A 13,954-nucleotide genomic window follows, 5' to 3' on the forward strand; every position below is an offset into this window, starting at 1 on the left:
GATCAGAGGCGCTCGCGCAGCAGCTTGCCGAGGCGCGCGACGCCTTCCTCGATCTTCTCGGGCGGCACCGTCACGAACGACAGACGCAGCGTGTTCTGCTGCGCATTCTCCGCGAAGAACGGCGCGCCCGGCACGAAGGCGACGTGGTTGTCGACGGCCGCGGCGAGCAGCTTCATGCTGTCGATCTGCGCGGGCAGATTCACCCAGATGAACATCCCGCCTTCCGGACGGTTCCACGTGACGCCTTCCGGCATGTGGCGCGCGAGCGCGCCGAGCATCGCGTCGCACTGCGCGCTGTACAGCTCGCGGATCGTCGGGATGTGCTCGTCGAGGAAGCCGTCCTTGATCACTTCGTGCGCGATGCGCTGCGTGAGCGTCGGCGTGTGCAGGTCGGTGGCCTGTTTGGCCTGCACGAGCTTGAAGTGGAGTTCTTCGGGCGCAATGATGTAGCCGATCCGCAGGCCCGGCGCGAGCACCTTCGAGAACGTGCCAAGGTGCACGACGTGATCGGGCGCCATCGACAGCATCGTCGGCAGCGGCTCGCCCCGGTAGTTCAGCGCGCCGTACGGATCGTCCTCCAGCACCGGGAACGGGCTCGACTGCGCGAACGCGGCGAGCGCGCGGCGGCGCTCGACGGGCAGGCGGCGACCGGTCGGGTTCTGGAAGTTCGGCTGCGCGTACAGCAGGCGCGCGCCTTGCGTGAGTTCGGGCGTGAGGCCTTCCGGCAGCAGGCCCTGCTCGTCGGTGGGCACCTGCACGTAGCGCGGCTCGTACAGCGAGAACGACTGCAGCGCGCCGAGGTAGGTCGGCGTTTCGACGAGGATCGGGCTGCCCGGGTCGACCAGCGCCTTGCCGAGCAGGTCGAGCGCCTGCTGCGAGCCGGTCGTGATCAGCACCTGCGACACGCGCACGCTGTAGCGTTCGGCGATCCACTCGCGCAGCGGCAGGTAGCCTTCGGTCGCGCTGTACTGGAGCGCGGCGGCCGGCGCGTCGCGCAGCACGCGATCGGCGGCGGCGCGCATGCGTTCCGCCGGGAACGTCGCGGGGGCGGGCAGGCCGCCGGCGAACGAGATGACCTCGGGGCGCTCCGTGACCTTCAGGATCTCGCGGATCGCAGAGCTCGTCAGCTTGCGGGCGCGTTCGGAAAGCTGCCAGTGCGGCGGATGCAGGTCGCTCGGATTCATAGTCTCCTCGTTCGGGTATCGTGGTCAGTCAAGAAAGGTCGCTCGGGCGGATCGTTTCGACGCCGCCGGGTGGGCGAACGCGAGCGCGATCGAGCCTTCGCGGCTGGGTGGGCACGGCCAGTCTGGCAAACCGATCAGGCAAAGCAGCCATTATGGCGTACCTGTTCAGCCGGCGCGAGCGGGATGCGGCGCCGTGGCGACCGCCGAGCGGCGCCCGAGCACCACGGTCGCGATCACGGCGGCGGCGAACAGCCACGTCGACGACGTGACCGTTTCGCCGAACAGCAGTGCGGAAAACGCGATCGTGAAGAAAATCTGCAGCAGTTGCACTTGGCCCACGCGCGCGGTGCCGCCCATCGCGAGCCCCGCGTACCACGCGAAAAAGCCGATGAACTGCGAAAAAAGGGTCACGTAGCCGAACGCGAGCCACGTGCGCAGCGCGAGCGGGCCCGGATGCGCGGCGTGCTGCAGCCACGCGAGCCAGCCGACCGGCAGCACGAGGAACGGCGCCGATACGACGAGCGCCCAGCAGATCACCTGCCAGCCGCCGATCTGGCGCGCGAGCCGCGCGCCTTCCGCATAGCCGAGCGCGCCGATGCCGACCGCGACGAGCATCAGCGCGTCGCCGGCCTGCACGGCGCCGCCGCCGTCGCGCAGCGCGAATGCGATCACGAGCGCGCTGCCGGCCACCGCGCTGGCCCAGAACGCCTTCGACGGCCGTTCGTGCGACAGCCATGCCGCGTACAGCGCGACGAACAACGGCTGCAACCCGTTGACCACCGCGCCGTGCGATGCCGGCACCGATTTCATCGCCCAGGCCGAGAACACCGGATACGCGATGATCACGCCGGCCGACGTGATCGCGAGGCTTTTCAGTTGCGTGCGCGTCGGCAGCGGCTCGCGGCGCCACCACAGCAGCAGGCCGGCCGGCACGGCGGCGGCGAGCGCGCGGCCGAGCCCGTTGAGCAGCGGGTTGAGTTCGGATACGACGATCCGCGTCATCGGCAGCGTCAGGCTGAAAATCATCACGCCGATGAGGCCGAGCAGCATGCCCCGGGTTTCGCGCGAATTCATGTCGAGGGTGTCTCCGTCTTGCAGGGTGGTTACGATCGGGCGGGCGTTCAGCGCAGCGTGCGCGGGCCCTGCGGCGTGTCGAATTCGGCGACGAGCGCCGGCGGACCGTCGGTCGATTCGACGTCGATCAGGTGAGCGGCGCCGAGCCAGTCGAGCTGTTCGCGGATCGCATCCGCGCGCGGGTGGGCGCCCTTGAGTGCCTTCAGCGCGATGCCGTCGCCGGGCAGCGATTCGGACGGGTGGCGCGGGCTGTCCCACTGGATCAGCGACGGCACGAGGCCGTCGCCTGCGCCTTGCCAGGCGGGGAAGCTGCCGTCGTCGGGCACCGTGAGGCCCCAGCTCAGGTCGCCGCGTCGCATCGCGACGACGGGCGCGATACGGGCCGGATACTGGCGCTGCCACAGCGCAAGCTGGCGCGGGCGGTCGACGCGCGCGACCCAGTGCGCGAGAAACGGGCCCTGCGCGAGCCGCGCGTGGAGCGCCGGATCGTCGAGGCCGAACAGCCGCGCGCGCGGCGGCTTTGCGTCGTCGTCCGGCGCGGGCGCGTCGGGGTCGATCGCGATCACTTCGAGGTAAAGCCCGCCCCACGCGCCGAACAATGCATTGTGGGTCCGCATCAGCGAGTGGCGGCCGCCGCCGGCCGGTTCGATGCCGAGCGCATCGGCGACATGGCGCACGCCTTCGTCGAGGGTGCGCGCGGCAATCACGAGATGGTCGAGTGTCAGGGAGCGAGCTGGCATGAGCGTCGGGCGGGAAGCGAAAGTGTCATGGTAAGCGGGCGAGGCGCCGGGCGGGGGCCGGACCGGCCGGCGCCCGGCCGCGATGCGGGCCGGCAGGCGCGGCACCACGTGCGGCGGGGCCGAACCGGCGGCCGCACGATCGCCATTCCGGTCAACTGTAATCGTCGCTACCGGCACAGTAACGGTACAATCGGCGCGATAGCCTTCGGTACAGTTGGAGCCGCCGCCCATGTCCACCGTCCCACTCGCCCAGATTCCCGCGCCGCACGACACGGCCACGCTCACGCTCGTCGACCAGTTGGTCCAGTGGGCGCGGCGGCGTATCGACGAACGCGTGTTCCGTCCCGGCATGCGCATGCCGTCGATCCGCAAGCTCGCGCTCGACAAGAGCGTGTCGCGCTTCACCGTCGTCGAGGCCTACGAGCGCCTCGTCGCGCAGGGCTACCTCGACTCGCGGCGCGGCTCCGGCTTCTACGTGCGCGAGCGCACGGGCGCCGGCCCGCAGCCGGCCGACGGCGCCGCGCGCGTAGCCGAGGCCGCGCCCGTGCACAACACGATCGACGTCGTCTGGCTGCTGCGCAACATGCTGCACACCGTCAGCCCGGAGAAGGGCCCGGGCCTCGGCTATCTGCCGGGCCGCTGGCTCGACGGCGAGCTGATCACCGGCGCGCTGCGCGCGCTCGGGCGCCAGTCGGGCGCACAGATGCTCGGCTTCGGCACCGCGCAGGGCTTCCTGCCGCTGCGCCAGCAACTGCAGACGCGCCTCGCCGAAGTCGAGATCGGCGCGAAGCCCGAACAGATCGTGCTGGTTTCCGGCATCACGCAGGCAATCGACCTGATCTCGCGGATCTACATGCGGCCGGGCGATGCGGTGATCGTCGGCGATCCCGCTTGGTTCCAGATGTTCGGCCGTTTCGCGGCGCAGGGCGCGCAACTCGTCGGGATGCCGTATACGCCCGACGGCCCCGACCTCGATGCGCTCGAAACCCTGGTGCAGATGTGGCGGCCGAAGATGCTCGTGATCAATTCGGTGCTGCAGAACCCGACCGGCACGTCGCTGTCGGCCGCGCAGGCGTTCCGGATCCTGAAGCTCGCGGAGGCCTACGATTTCCTCGTCGTCGAGGACGACGTGTACGGCGACCTGTGCCCGCCGAGCTATCCGGCCACGCGCCTCGCGAGCCTCGACCAGTTGAAGCGGGTGATCTACCTCGGCAGCTACTCGAAGACGCTCGCGGCGAACTTGCGGGTCGGGTACGTGGCCTGCGCGCCGGAGATCGCGAAGGCGGTCACCGACCAGAAGATGCTGGTCGGGATGACGACGCCCGAGCTCAACGAGCGCGTGCTGTACAAGATCCTGACCGAAGGGCATTACCGGCGCCATGTCGAGCGGCTGCGCGCGCGGCTCGACGGCGTGCGCGACAAGACCGCCCGGATGCTCGAGCGCACGGGGCTCGGGCTCTTCACGATGCCGGCGGCCGGGATGTTCCTGTGGGCCGACACGGGCGTCGATTCGGACGCGCTCGCGGCGGTCGCGCACGAGGCCGGCTTCCTGCTGACGCCGGGCAGCCTGTTTTCGCCGCAGCAGTCGCCGTCCACGTGGATGCGCTTCAACGTCGCGAACTGCGGCGATCCGGCGCTGCCGGGGCTGCTGGCGCGCTATATCGATTCGGCGGTGCGGCGCGCGTCGTGACGCGGCGCCGCGGGCCGGCTCTTGAAATGCCGCGCACCGTCCCCAGATACGCGCGCAAACCGCCGGCGCCCGGCGGTCGTCCTTCGTGGGGCCGCCGGCATCGCGCGCCGGGCGCCGGCGTCACCCCTTTTCAGTTCAAGTAAGAGGAAACAGTATCCATGGCACACGAAACGATGAGCTTTCAGGCAGAGGTCAAGCAACTCCTCCACCTGATGATCCATTCGCTCTACAGCAACAAGGAAATTTTCCTGCGCGAACTGGTGTCGAATGCGTCCGACGCAGCCGACAAGCTGCGTTTCGAAGGGCTCGCGGACAACGCGCTGTACGAGAACGATCCGAACCTGCGCATCCGCATCGGCTACGACAAGGCCGCGCGCACGATCACGATCGACGACAACGGCATCGGCATGAGCCGCGACGAGGCGATCGCGAACCTCGGCACGATCGCGCGTTCGGGCACCAAGGAGTTCTTCACGAAGCTGTCCGGCGACCAGCAGAAGGACGCGGCGCTGATCGGCCAGTTCGGCGTGGGCTTCTACTCGGGCTTCATCGTCGCCGACAAGATCACCGTCGAAACGCGCCGCGCGGGCCTGCCGGCGAATGAAGCCGTGCGCTGGGAAAGCGCCGGCGAGGGCGATTTCACGATCGACGCGATCGAGCGCGCGCAGCGCGGCACGACGATCACGCTGCACCTGCGCGAAGGCGAGGACGACCTGCTGTCGTCGCATCGCCTGAAATCGATCATCCAGAAGTACTCCGACCACATCGCGCTGCCGATCCTGATGCGCAAGGAAGAGTGGGATCAGGAGAAGGGCGAGATGGTCCTGAAGGACGAGGACGAGACCGTCAACCAGGCGAGCGCGCTGTGGACGCGTTCGAAGGGCGACGTCACCGACGAGCAGTACACGCAGTTCTACCAGCACATCGCGCACGATCACCAGGATCCGCTCACGTGGACGCACAACCGCGTCGAGGGCCGCAGCGAATACACGCAGCTGCTGTTCGTGCCGGCGCGCGCGCCGTTCGACCTGTGGAATCGCGACTACCGCGGCGGGCTGAAGCTGTACGTGAAGCGCGTGTTCATCATGGACGACGCCGAGCAGCTGCTGCCGCAGTATCTGCGTTTCGTGAAGGGCGTCGTCGATTCGGCCGACCTGCCGCTGAACGTCTCGCGTGAAATCCTGCAGGAAAGCCGCGACGTGAAGGCGATCCGCGAAGGCGTGACCAAGCGCGCGCTGTCGATGCTCGAAGAGCTCGCGAACGCGGAAGACGACGCCGGCAAGGAGAAGTACAAGACGTTCTGGAGCGCGTTCGGCCAGGTGCTGAAGGAAGGCGTCGGCGAGGATCACGCGAACCGCGAGCGCATCGCGAAGCTGCTGCGCTTCGCGTCGACGCACGGCGACACCGACGCGCAGGACGTGTCGCTCGCCGACTACGTGTCGCGCATGAAGCCGGAGCAGAGCAAGATCTACTACGTGACCGCCGACACGTGGCAGGCCGCGAAGAACAGCCCGCATCTGGAAGTGTTCCGCAAGAAGGGCGTCGAGGTGCTGCTGCTGACCGACCGCGTCGACGAATGGATGCTGTCGTTCCTGCACGAATTCGACGGCAAGCCGCTCGCGAGCGTGGCCCGCGGCGATCTCGACCTCGGCGAGCTGAACGACGAGGAGAAGAAGGCGCAGGAGCAGGCGGGCGAGGCGATCAAGCCGGTCGTCGAGAAGATGAAGGAAGCGCTCGGCGACAAGGTGAAGGAAGTGCGCGTCACGTTCCGCCTGACCGACTCGCCGTCGTGCCTCGTCGCGGACGACAACGACATGAGCGGCTACCTGCAGCGGATGCTGAAGGCCGCCGGCCAGAATGCGCCGGCGATGCAGCCGATCCTCGAGATCAATCCCGAGCACGCGCTCGTGAAGCAGCTGAAGGCCGACAGCGCCGATTTCGGCGACTGGTGCCATCTGCTGTTCGATCAGGCGCTGTTGGCCGAAGGCGGCATGCTCGACGATCCGGCGAGCTTCGTGAAGCGGACCAACGCGCTGCTGCTGTCGCGCGCCGCGTGAACGTGCGCATGCGATTCGACGGCGCCCGGGCCGGCTGGCGCGAGACGCCGCGTCCTGGCTGCACGCTCGACCAGCGCGACTGGCTGACGCGCGGCGGATCGCTGACCGCGCACCTCGCGCGGCTCGGCCGCGTGAACGTGCGCGTGACGCGCGAGGCCGTCGACTCGCCGTGGTTCGACGAGCCGGACGCGCTCGCCAGTTCGCCGCGCGCGCCGATGTGGGTGCGCGAGGTGATTTTGTCGGTCGACGGCACGCCGTACGTCGCTGCGCACAGCATTGCGCCGCTCGCCGCCAGCAAGGGCGTGTGGCAGGCGATGCGGCGGCTGCGCACGCGGCCGCTTGCGGAGCTGCTGTACAGCGATCCGCAGGTCGAGCGCTCGGCGCTCGTGAGCCGGCGCGTGATCGCCGGTCATCCGTTGTATGCGCTCGCAAGCCATGCATTGCAGGGCGCGCGCGCGCCGCATGCGTTTGCCGCGCGGCGCTCGGTGTTCCAGCGTCACGGCAAGCCGTTGATGGTCACCGAGTGCATGCTGCCGGCGCTGTGGCGCCATCTCGATGCGTACGGCGACGGGCCGCAATCGGCCGGGCCGCGATCGGCCGGGCCGCACGGAGGCGCGTGATGTTGCAGGGCTTTCCGCCCGTCGTCGCGGCGAATACGCACACGATGATTCTCGGCAGCTTTCCGGGCGAGGCGTCGCTCGACGCCGCGCAGTACTACGCGCATCCGCGCAACCAGTTCTGGCGGCTGCTCGGCGCGGTGCTCGGCGAGCCGATGCTGCACGAATTGCCGTACGACGCGCGGCTCGAGCGCGTGCTGTCGCACGGCATCGGCATCTGGGATGTGCTGGATGCGTGCCATCGCCAGGGCAGTCTCGATTCCGCGATCAGGAATGCGAAGCCGAACGACTTCGATTCGCTGCGCGCGCATGCGCCGTTGCTCAAGCGCGTGTGCTTCAACGGCAAGACGGCCGGGCGATTCGCCGACGTGATCGGCCAGGCCGGGTACGAGACGCTCGTGCTGCCTTCGTCGAGTCCGGCGAATGCAATGCTGTCGTTCGAGCAGAAGCTCGAGCACTGGCGTCGAATCGTGCTTTGATCGACCGGGCGCTGCCGGCGGCACGTGCGGCCAGCGCATCGGTGCGATCGAAACGACGCTGCCGTCAGGCGGCGAAAACGACTTCGATGTGTCCTGCGGCTTCCGACCGCCGGTCTGGCCCGACGACAATCTGCACGTCGCGTCCGAGCTTGGCGAGACATTCGAGCATCTTCGTCTCGCTCACGCCGCGAAACTGACCGCGCAACATGTTCGACAGCTTCGGCTGAGGGATGCCGAGCAATCGTGCCGCGTGCTGCTGCGTCCATTTGCGCGCCTTGATGATTTCCGCGATTTTCGCCGCGAGCTGGGCCTTCACCCGCATTTCGTCGGCATTGCGCATGCCCAGATCAGCGTAGACGTTCCCGCTGCCCTGTTCGATTTCGATCATCGCCTTTCTCCTGTTGCGTGTGCTTCGGCCGCTTTCAGACGTTCGCGGACGAGGTCGCTGTCCGGCCTGGGTGTCGCGACGCCGCTCGACGATTTCTTCTGGAAACAGTGCAGCACGTAGACGCTGCTGCCCAGCTTCACCGTGTAGGCCGCGCGGTACGTGCCGTTGTCTTCGGAGTCCACGATCTCCAGCACGCCTGCCGATCCGAATCCCCTCAAGGGCTTGGCCCGATCGTGCTTGCGTCCCGTCTGCGCCAGATACAGCGCATACCCGAACGTGTCCTGCACGGCTTCGGGCATCGCCATCAAATCCTTGCGCGCCGAGCCGAGACAGTACAGCGGATCAATTTATCCCTATTTGGGTATAGTTGCAAAGACCGCCGAAGCATTCGGCGTGGCCGTTCGAATGCGGTGCCAGGAGCGGGGCAGGCGCGCGGCGGCCACGGAGAGGGCAGGGCCGGTTCAACAGTCGAGTGCCGCCGACGGGAAACGCGATGTGAACTTCAGGCCAGGAGGCCGCTGCTTCACAGTGTTGCGTCGCGTGGAGAGTCGAGACAATTCAGCCGTTTGACAGAGTGCTGTCGCGACGTATCGATGACGAAAGGAGGGCGTTGCTGACGAACCGCGATCACATGGGCTGGCGTGTCGCGTCGAAGCTCAATCGTCGTTGCCCCATCGCCAGCGGGGCTTCTCGCCCTTGATCCAGCACACGGCCGTCAGCAGCGCGACCAGCACCACGATGCACGCGCCGTACGCCACCGGCGATCGTTGCGGCGGCACCAGCCACGCGCTCGCGACGATCCCGATCGCGAACAGCAGCAGCACGACCCAGCCCTGCCACGCTACCGGTAATCCCCATCCCCAGCCGTAGCGCTTCGCCGGGAACCAGATCTTCTTGTCGTTCGAAGTCATACGCGCTCCTGTGGATCCACGAACGCAGCGTAGCGCCGACGGGGTCCGGCGTCACGCGTGGCGGGATGCGCGTCGCGGCCTCCGTCTTCCGCCAATGCTATCCTCTCGTCCGCTCATCCAGCGTCACCCAGCGAGATTCAACCATCATGACCCGACTGATCAAGCGCGCGTCCGCCGAGGCACGCGCGTTCAAGCAACGCAAGCCGTCCGCCTACAACGGCTCCGAAAAGCTCCAGCCGCCGCGCGTGAAGCGCCGCCCGGACATCGACGAACACGACGACGTGCCGGTGCTCGAAGCGCCGCGCAAGCCGCGCTTCGCGCCCGTTACGTTCTCCGAAGAAGGCGGCGTGCGCTTCCTGCACTTCGGTACCGAGTGGGTGCAGGGCGCGATGCGGATTTCGAAGCCGCTGCATATCGAGCTCGAATACGCGCAGCAGATGATGGCGTGGCTGCTGTTCCTCGAAACGCCCGAGCGGATCGTCCAACTCGGGCTCGGCACCGGCGCGCTGACCAAGTTCGCGCATCGTTTCCTGCCGCACGCGAAGGTCGAGGCCGTCGAGCTGAACCCGGCCGTGATCGTCGCCGCGCGCACGATGTTCGCGCTGCCGCCCGACGACGCGCGCCTCGTCGTGCACGAAGCCGACGCCTGGGACTTCGTCAACGATCCGGCCAACCGCGGCACGACCGGCGCGATTCAGATCGACCTGTACGACGCGACCGCGCGCGGCCCCGTGCTCGACAGCGTCGCGTTCTACCGCGCGGTGCGCGGCTGCCTCGCCGACGCCGGCATCGCGACGATCAACCTGTTCGGCGATCATCCGAGCTTCGTGCGCAACATGAAACACCTGAACGCGGCGTTCGATCACCGCGTGATCGCGCTGCCCGAGGTGCACGACGGCAACCGGATCGCGATTGCGTTCTCGGGCCCCGCGCTGGAGGTGTCGTTCGCTCAGCTCGACGCCCGCGCGAAGCTGATCGAGGACACGCTGAAGCTGCCCGCGCGCAAGTGGGTGAAAGCTTTGAAAGAAACGACGGGCGCACGCGACGCCGCGTTCGCGATCTGACGCCGGATGCATCGGCGGCAGGCCGGTGCAACCGCGCGACAAGGGGCGGATCACCTCGGGTTCGCCCCTGCTTGACCGCGTGCTCGCGGCTCCTATACTGGCGCGAAGCCAGGGGAGCCGCAGCCTACCCGTTTTGCCGCTCCTCTCGGTGCCGTACCCGCTCAACAAGATCGATAACCGGGATAGAAGAGGAGACGTCATGGCTCACGATGCCGACGCCAACCGGGCCGCCAAGCGCTGGCTCTGGCTGCTGGTACTGCCGCTGATCGCGATGGTCTGGGTGCCGTCGTACAGCAAGATCGAACCGCAATGGTTCGGTTTTCCGTTTTTCTACTGGTACCAGTTGCTGTGGGTCTTCATCAGCGCGGTGATCACCGCGTTCGTGTACTTCAAGACCAAGAACGCATGGAAGGCGAGCGGCCCGCAAGGAGGTGCGCAATGAATCTCGGCGCGACCTTCGTCTTCGTCCTGCTGTTCATCGGCGTCACGATCATCGGCTTCCTGGCCGCGAACTGGCGGCGCGGCGATCTTGCTCATCTCGACGAATGGGGCCTCGGCGGCCGCCGCTTCGGCACGATCGTCACGTGGTTCCTGCTCGGCGGCGATCTCTACACGGCCTACACGTTCGTCGCGGTGCCCGCGCTCGTGTTCGGCGCCGGCGCGATGGGCTTCTTCGCGCTGCCGTACACGATCCTGATCTATCCGTTCGCGTTCGTCGTGTTCCCGAAGCTGTGGAGCATCGCGAAGCGGCACGGCTACGTGACGGCCGCCGATTTCGTCAACGCACGCTACGGCAGCCGCATGCTCGCGCTGGCGATCGCGGTGACGGGCATCGTCGCGACGATGCCGTACATCGCGCTGCAGCTCGTCGGCATCGAGGTGGTGATCGGCGCGCTCGGCTTCGACACGACCGGCTTCGTCGGCGATCTGCCGCTGATCATCGCGTTCGCGATCCTGGCCGCGTACACGTACACGTCGGGGCTGCGCGCGCCGGCGATGATCGCGATCGTGAAGGACGTGCTGATCTACGTCACGATCGCCGCCGCGATCATCGTGATCCCCGCGAAGCTCGGCGGCTTCGGGCACATCTTCTCCGCGGTGCCGCCCGCGAAGCTGCTGCTGAAGGCACCCGACGCGACGAGCCTGAACGGCTACAGCGCGTATGCGACGCTCGCGATCGGCTCGGCGCTCGCGCTGTTCCTGTATCCGCACTCGGTCACGGCGATCCTGTCGTCGTCGTCGGGCAATTCGATCCGCCGCAACATGGCGATGCTGCCCGCGTACTCGTTCGTGCTCGGCCTGCTGGCGCTGCTCGGCTACATGGCGCTCGCCTCCGGCGTGAAGGACATGCCGCAGTACGCGCCGTACTTCAAGGCGTTCGGCCCGAACTTCGCGGTGCCCGCGCTGTTCCTCGAGTATTTCCCGTCGTGGTTCGTCGGCGTCGCGTTCGCGGCGATCGGCATCGGCGCGCTGGTGCCGGCGGCGATCATGTCGATCGCGGCCGCGAACCTGTACACGCGCAACATCCATCGCGAGTTCGTCAACCGCAACATGTCGCATGACCAGGAGACGCACGTCGCGAAGCTCGTCTCGCTGATCGTGAAGGTCGGCGCGGTGGCGTTCATCCTCGGGTTGCCGCTGACCTACGCGATCCAGTTGCAGCTGCTCGGCGGGATCTGGATCATCCAGACGCTGCCGGCGATCGTGCTCGGCCTGTACACGCGCGTGCTCGACCATCGCGGCTTGCTGGCCGGCTGGGCGGCCGGCATCGTCTGCGGCACGTGGATGGCGATCTCGCTGAAGCTGGCCAGTTCGATCTTCACGATCCACCTGTTCGGCCTCGCGATCCCCGGCTATGCGGCCGTGTGGTCGCTGGTCGTGAACCTGGTGGTGTCGGTGGCGGTGAGCGTGCTGGTGCGCGCGATGGGCATGGCTCATGCGGAGGATCGCACGCGGCCGGAGGATTATCTCGACGTCGTCGAGGGTTGAGACGGCGTCGTGCGCGGCCGTGTGCCGCGCACGACGCTTTGCTCAGGAGCGAAAACGCCCGCCACCGCGAGGTGGCGGGCGTTTCCTTTGCGTCAGCCCTGCGCGCGTTTCGCGAGATCCTCGCGCTGCGACGGATCCTCGACGTTGACCATCCAGTGCACGCCGAAACGATCCTTCGCCATCCCGAAGCCGAGCGCCCAGAACGTCTTGCCGAACGGCATCGTCACTTCGCCGCCGTCGGCGAGCGCATTGAACAGCTTCTGGCCTTCGTCGACGGTCGTCGGGTTCAGCGACAGCGAATAGCCGGCGTGCGCGGCGCCGGTCGGCTGGCTGCAATCGCCGTCCGAGCACATGATCATCGAGTCGCCGATCGTGAAGCTCGCATGCATCACCTTGTCGCTCATTTCCGGCGGCATCGGGTAATCGGAATTCGGCGGTGCGTCCTTGAAGTGCATCTTGAACACGGTCTTTGCGCCGAGTGCTTTTTCGTAGAACTGAAGGGCTTCGTCGGCACGGCCGTAGAACGTCAGGTACGGTTGAACTTGCATCGTTGTCTCCTGGGATGAGCCGTGCCGGCGCGTCGGCGCTGGCTTGGCGTCGTGCAAGATTGACTGGGGGAAAGGGCGCATCGGGAGGCGGCCGTCGCACCCGTGACGTGGATTGTAGTGCGCGCGCTTGACGATGGAATGAAAAATAAAAACGGCCGGGAACATCGCGTTCGCGACCGTTGCAGCGCACGTACTGACGGCTGTTGTCAGTCTTGCTGACAGCCGCTGACGCGCAGCGCGGCTCAGCGCAGCGCGTCGATCAGCTTCTCGAGCTTCACCGCGTCGGCGGCGAATACGCGGATGCCTTCGGCGAGCTTTTCGGTCGCCATCGCTTCGTCGTTCAGCTGGAAGCGGAACGATGCCTCGTCGATCGCGACGCGCTCGGCCGGCTTGTCCTGCAGCGTTTCCGGGGACAGCTTGCGTGCGACCGTCTCGTTGCTCTCGTGCAGCTTCTGCAGCAAGTCGGGACTGATCGTCAGCAGGTCGCAGCCGGCGAGCTCGATGATCTGGCTCGTCGTGCGGAAGCTCGCGCCCATCACTTCGGTCTTGTAGCCGAACGTCTTGTAGTACGTGTAGATGCGGCGCACCGATTGCACGCCCGGATCGTTCGCGCCGCCGTCGCGCGCTTCGTTCCATTCCGCGCCGGCCTGCTTCTTGTACCAGTCGTAGATGCGGCCGACGAACGGCGAGATCAGTTGCGCGCCGGCTTCCGCGCACGCGGCGGCCTGCACGAGCGAGAAAAGCAGGGTCATGTTGCACTTGATCCCTTCCTTCTGCAGCACCTCGGCTGCGCGGATGCCTTCCCACGTCGACGCGAGCTTGATCAGGATGCGCTCGCGGCCGACGCCGGCGGCTTCGTACAGCTTGACGAGCTCGCGGCCCTTGTCGATCGAGCGCTGCGTGTCGAACGACAGGCGCGCGTCGACCTCGGTCGACACGCGGCCGGGGATCAGCTTCAGGATTTCGGTGCCGAATGCGATCAGCAGGCGGTCGATGATGAAATCGGTGCTTTCGTTGCGATGATCGCGGACGGTTTTCTCGAGGATCGGCTTGTACGCATCCTTCTGGACGGCCTTCAGGATCAGCGACGGGTTCGTGGTCGCGTCCTGCGGCTTGTATTGCGCAAGCTGCTGGAAGTCGCCCGTGTCGGCGACGACGGTCGTGTACTGCTTCAGCTGGTCGAGTGCGGTAGTCATGGCGATTCGGAAGAAGA

Annotated in this window: 15 protein-coding genes; 7 read left to right on the plus strand and 8 right to left on the minus strand. The window is 67.2% G+C overall.

Translation table 11 applies throughout. The annotated features are described in order from the left end of the window. Positions 1 to 2 precede the first annotated feature (2 nt). The 3 genes from WS61_RS02955 to WS61_RS02965 all read right to left on the minus strand — a co-directional run bounded on the left by WS61_RS02955 (position 3) and on the right by WS61_RS02965 (position 2,998). The gene (locus WS61_RS02955; RefSeq protein WP_059499168.1) at positions 3 to 1,184 is read right to left on the minus strand and encodes a PLP-dependent aminotransferase family protein; all 1,182 of its coding nucleotides are present in this window, start codon (positions 1,182 to 1,184) and stop codon (positions 3 to 5) included. A gap of 165 nt (positions 1,185 to 1,349) precedes the next feature. Next, a complete protein-coding gene (locus tag WS61_RS02960; RefSeq protein WP_059499169.1) occupies positions 1,350 to 2,258 on the minus strand; it encodes a DMT family transporter in 909 nt (302 codons plus the stop codon). Positions 2,259 to 2,305: 47 nt separating this feature from the next. Further along, positions 2,306 to 2,998, minus strand: a complete 693-nt coding sequence (locus WS61_RS02965) for a VOC family protein (RefSeq protein WP_059499170.1) — start codon at positions 2,996 to 2,998, stop codon at positions 2,306 to 2,308. Between the two features lie 229 nt (positions 2,999 to 3,227). On the opposite strand from WS61_RS02965, the gene WS61_RS02970 reads away from it, so the two are divergent. The 4 genes from WS61_RS02970 (at position 3,228) to WS61_RS02985 (ending at position 7,841) form a co-directional block, all read left to right on the plus strand. Further along, complete coding sequence (locus WS61_RS02970; RefSeq protein WP_059499171.1) at positions 3,228 to 4,688, plus strand: PLP-dependent aminotransferase family protein; 1,461 nt, start codon at positions 3,228 to 3,230, stop codon at positions 4,686 to 4,688. Between the two features lie 158 nt (positions 4,689 to 4,846). Beyond that, positions 4,847 to 6,745: a molecular chaperone HtpG gene (gene htpG / locus WS61_RS02975; RefSeq protein WP_059499172.1), complete on the plus strand. Its 1,899-nt coding sequence runs from the start codon at positions 4,847 to 4,849 to the stop codon at positions 6,743 to 6,745. An 8-nt stretch (positions 6,746 to 6,753) separates the two neighbouring features. Further along, entirely contained in the window at positions 6,754 to 7,365 is a 612-nt protein-coding gene (locus tag WS61_RS02980) for a chorismate lyase (protein ID WP_059499272.1), read from the plus strand. After that, complete coding sequence (locus WS61_RS02985) at positions 7,365 to 7,841, plus strand: DNA-deoxyinosine glycosylase (protein ID WP_059499173.1); 477 nt, start codon at positions 7,365 to 7,367, stop codon at positions 7,839 to 7,841. The genes WS61_RS02980 and WS61_RS02985 overlap by 1 nt, the downstream gene beginning before the upstream one ends. A 64-nt stretch (positions 7,842 to 7,905) precedes the next feature. On the opposite strand, the gene WS61_RS02990 is transcribed toward WS61_RS02985, so the two are convergent. From WS61_RS02990 to WS61_RS03000, 3 genes are all read right to left on the minus strand, one after another. Further along, positions 7,906 to 8,229: a helix-turn-helix domain-containing protein gene (locus tag WS61_RS02990; RefSeq protein WP_059499174.1), complete on the minus strand. Its 324-nt coding sequence runs from the start codon at positions 8,227 to 8,229 to the stop codon at positions 7,906 to 7,908. After that, a complete protein-coding gene (locus WS61_RS02995; protein ID WP_257126706.1) occupies positions 8,226 to 8,534 on the minus strand; it encodes a type II toxin-antitoxin system RelE/ParE family toxin in 309 nt (102 codons plus the stop codon). The genes WS61_RS02990 and WS61_RS02995 overlap by 4 nt, the downstream gene beginning before the upstream one ends. Positions 8,535 to 8,885: 351 nt before the next feature. Further along, positions 8,886 to 9,140, minus strand: a complete 255-nt coding sequence (locus WS61_RS03000) for a hypothetical protein (protein WP_034208041.1) — start codon at positions 9,138 to 9,140, stop codon at positions 8,886 to 8,888. A gap of 146 nt (positions 9,141 to 9,286) precedes the next feature. Between WS61_RS03000 and WS61_RS03005 the strand changes: the two genes are divergently transcribed. The 3 genes from WS61_RS03005 to mctP all read left to right on the plus strand — a co-directional run bounded on the left by WS61_RS03005 (position 9,287) and on the right by mctP (position 12,193). Next, positions 9,287 to 10,204 carry a hypothetical protein gene (locus WS61_RS03005; RefSeq protein ID WP_059499176.1) on the plus strand — a complete coding sequence of 306 codons (918 nt, stop codon included), beginning with the start codon at positions 9,287 to 9,289 and terminating at the stop codon, positions 10,202 to 10,204. Positions 10,205 to 10,403: 199 nt separating this feature from the next. Beyond that, positions 10,404 to 10,646 (plus strand): DUF3311 domain-containing protein, encoded by a 243-nt coding sequence (locus tag WS61_RS03010; protein WP_006754439.1) that lies wholly within the window; start codon positions 10,404 to 10,406, stop codon positions 10,644 to 10,646. Beyond that, positions 10,643 to 12,193, plus strand: coding sequence for a monocarboxylate uptake permease MctP (gene mctP / locus WS61_RS03015; protein ID WP_059499177.1), 1,551 nt, complete (start codon positions 10,643 to 10,645; stop codon positions 12,191 to 12,193). The genes WS61_RS03010 and mctP overlap by 4 nt, the downstream gene beginning before the upstream one ends. A 92-nt stretch (positions 12,194 to 12,285) precedes the next feature. On the opposite strand, the gene WS61_RS03020 is transcribed toward mctP, so the two are convergent. Both WS61_RS03020 and tal read right to left on the minus strand, forming a co-directional pair. Beyond that, positions 12,286 to 12,741 (minus strand): VOC family protein, encoded by a 456-nt coding sequence (locus WS61_RS03020; RefSeq protein ID WP_059499178.1) that lies wholly within the window; start codon positions 12,739 to 12,741, stop codon positions 12,286 to 12,288. A gap of 242 nt (positions 12,742 to 12,983) precedes the next feature. Next, the gene (gene tal, locus WS61_RS03025; protein ID WP_059499273.1) at positions 12,984 to 13,937 is read right to left on the minus strand and encodes a transaldolase; all 954 of its coding nucleotides are present in this window, start codon (positions 13,935 to 13,937) and stop codon (positions 12,984 to 12,986) included. Positions 13,938 to 13,954 lie beyond the last annotated feature (17 nt).

The organism is Burkholderia sp. ABCPW 11, from assembly GCF_001523445.1.
Classification (GTDB): domain Bacteria; phylum Pseudomonadota; class Gammaproteobacteria; order Burkholderiales; family Burkholderiaceae; genus Burkholderia.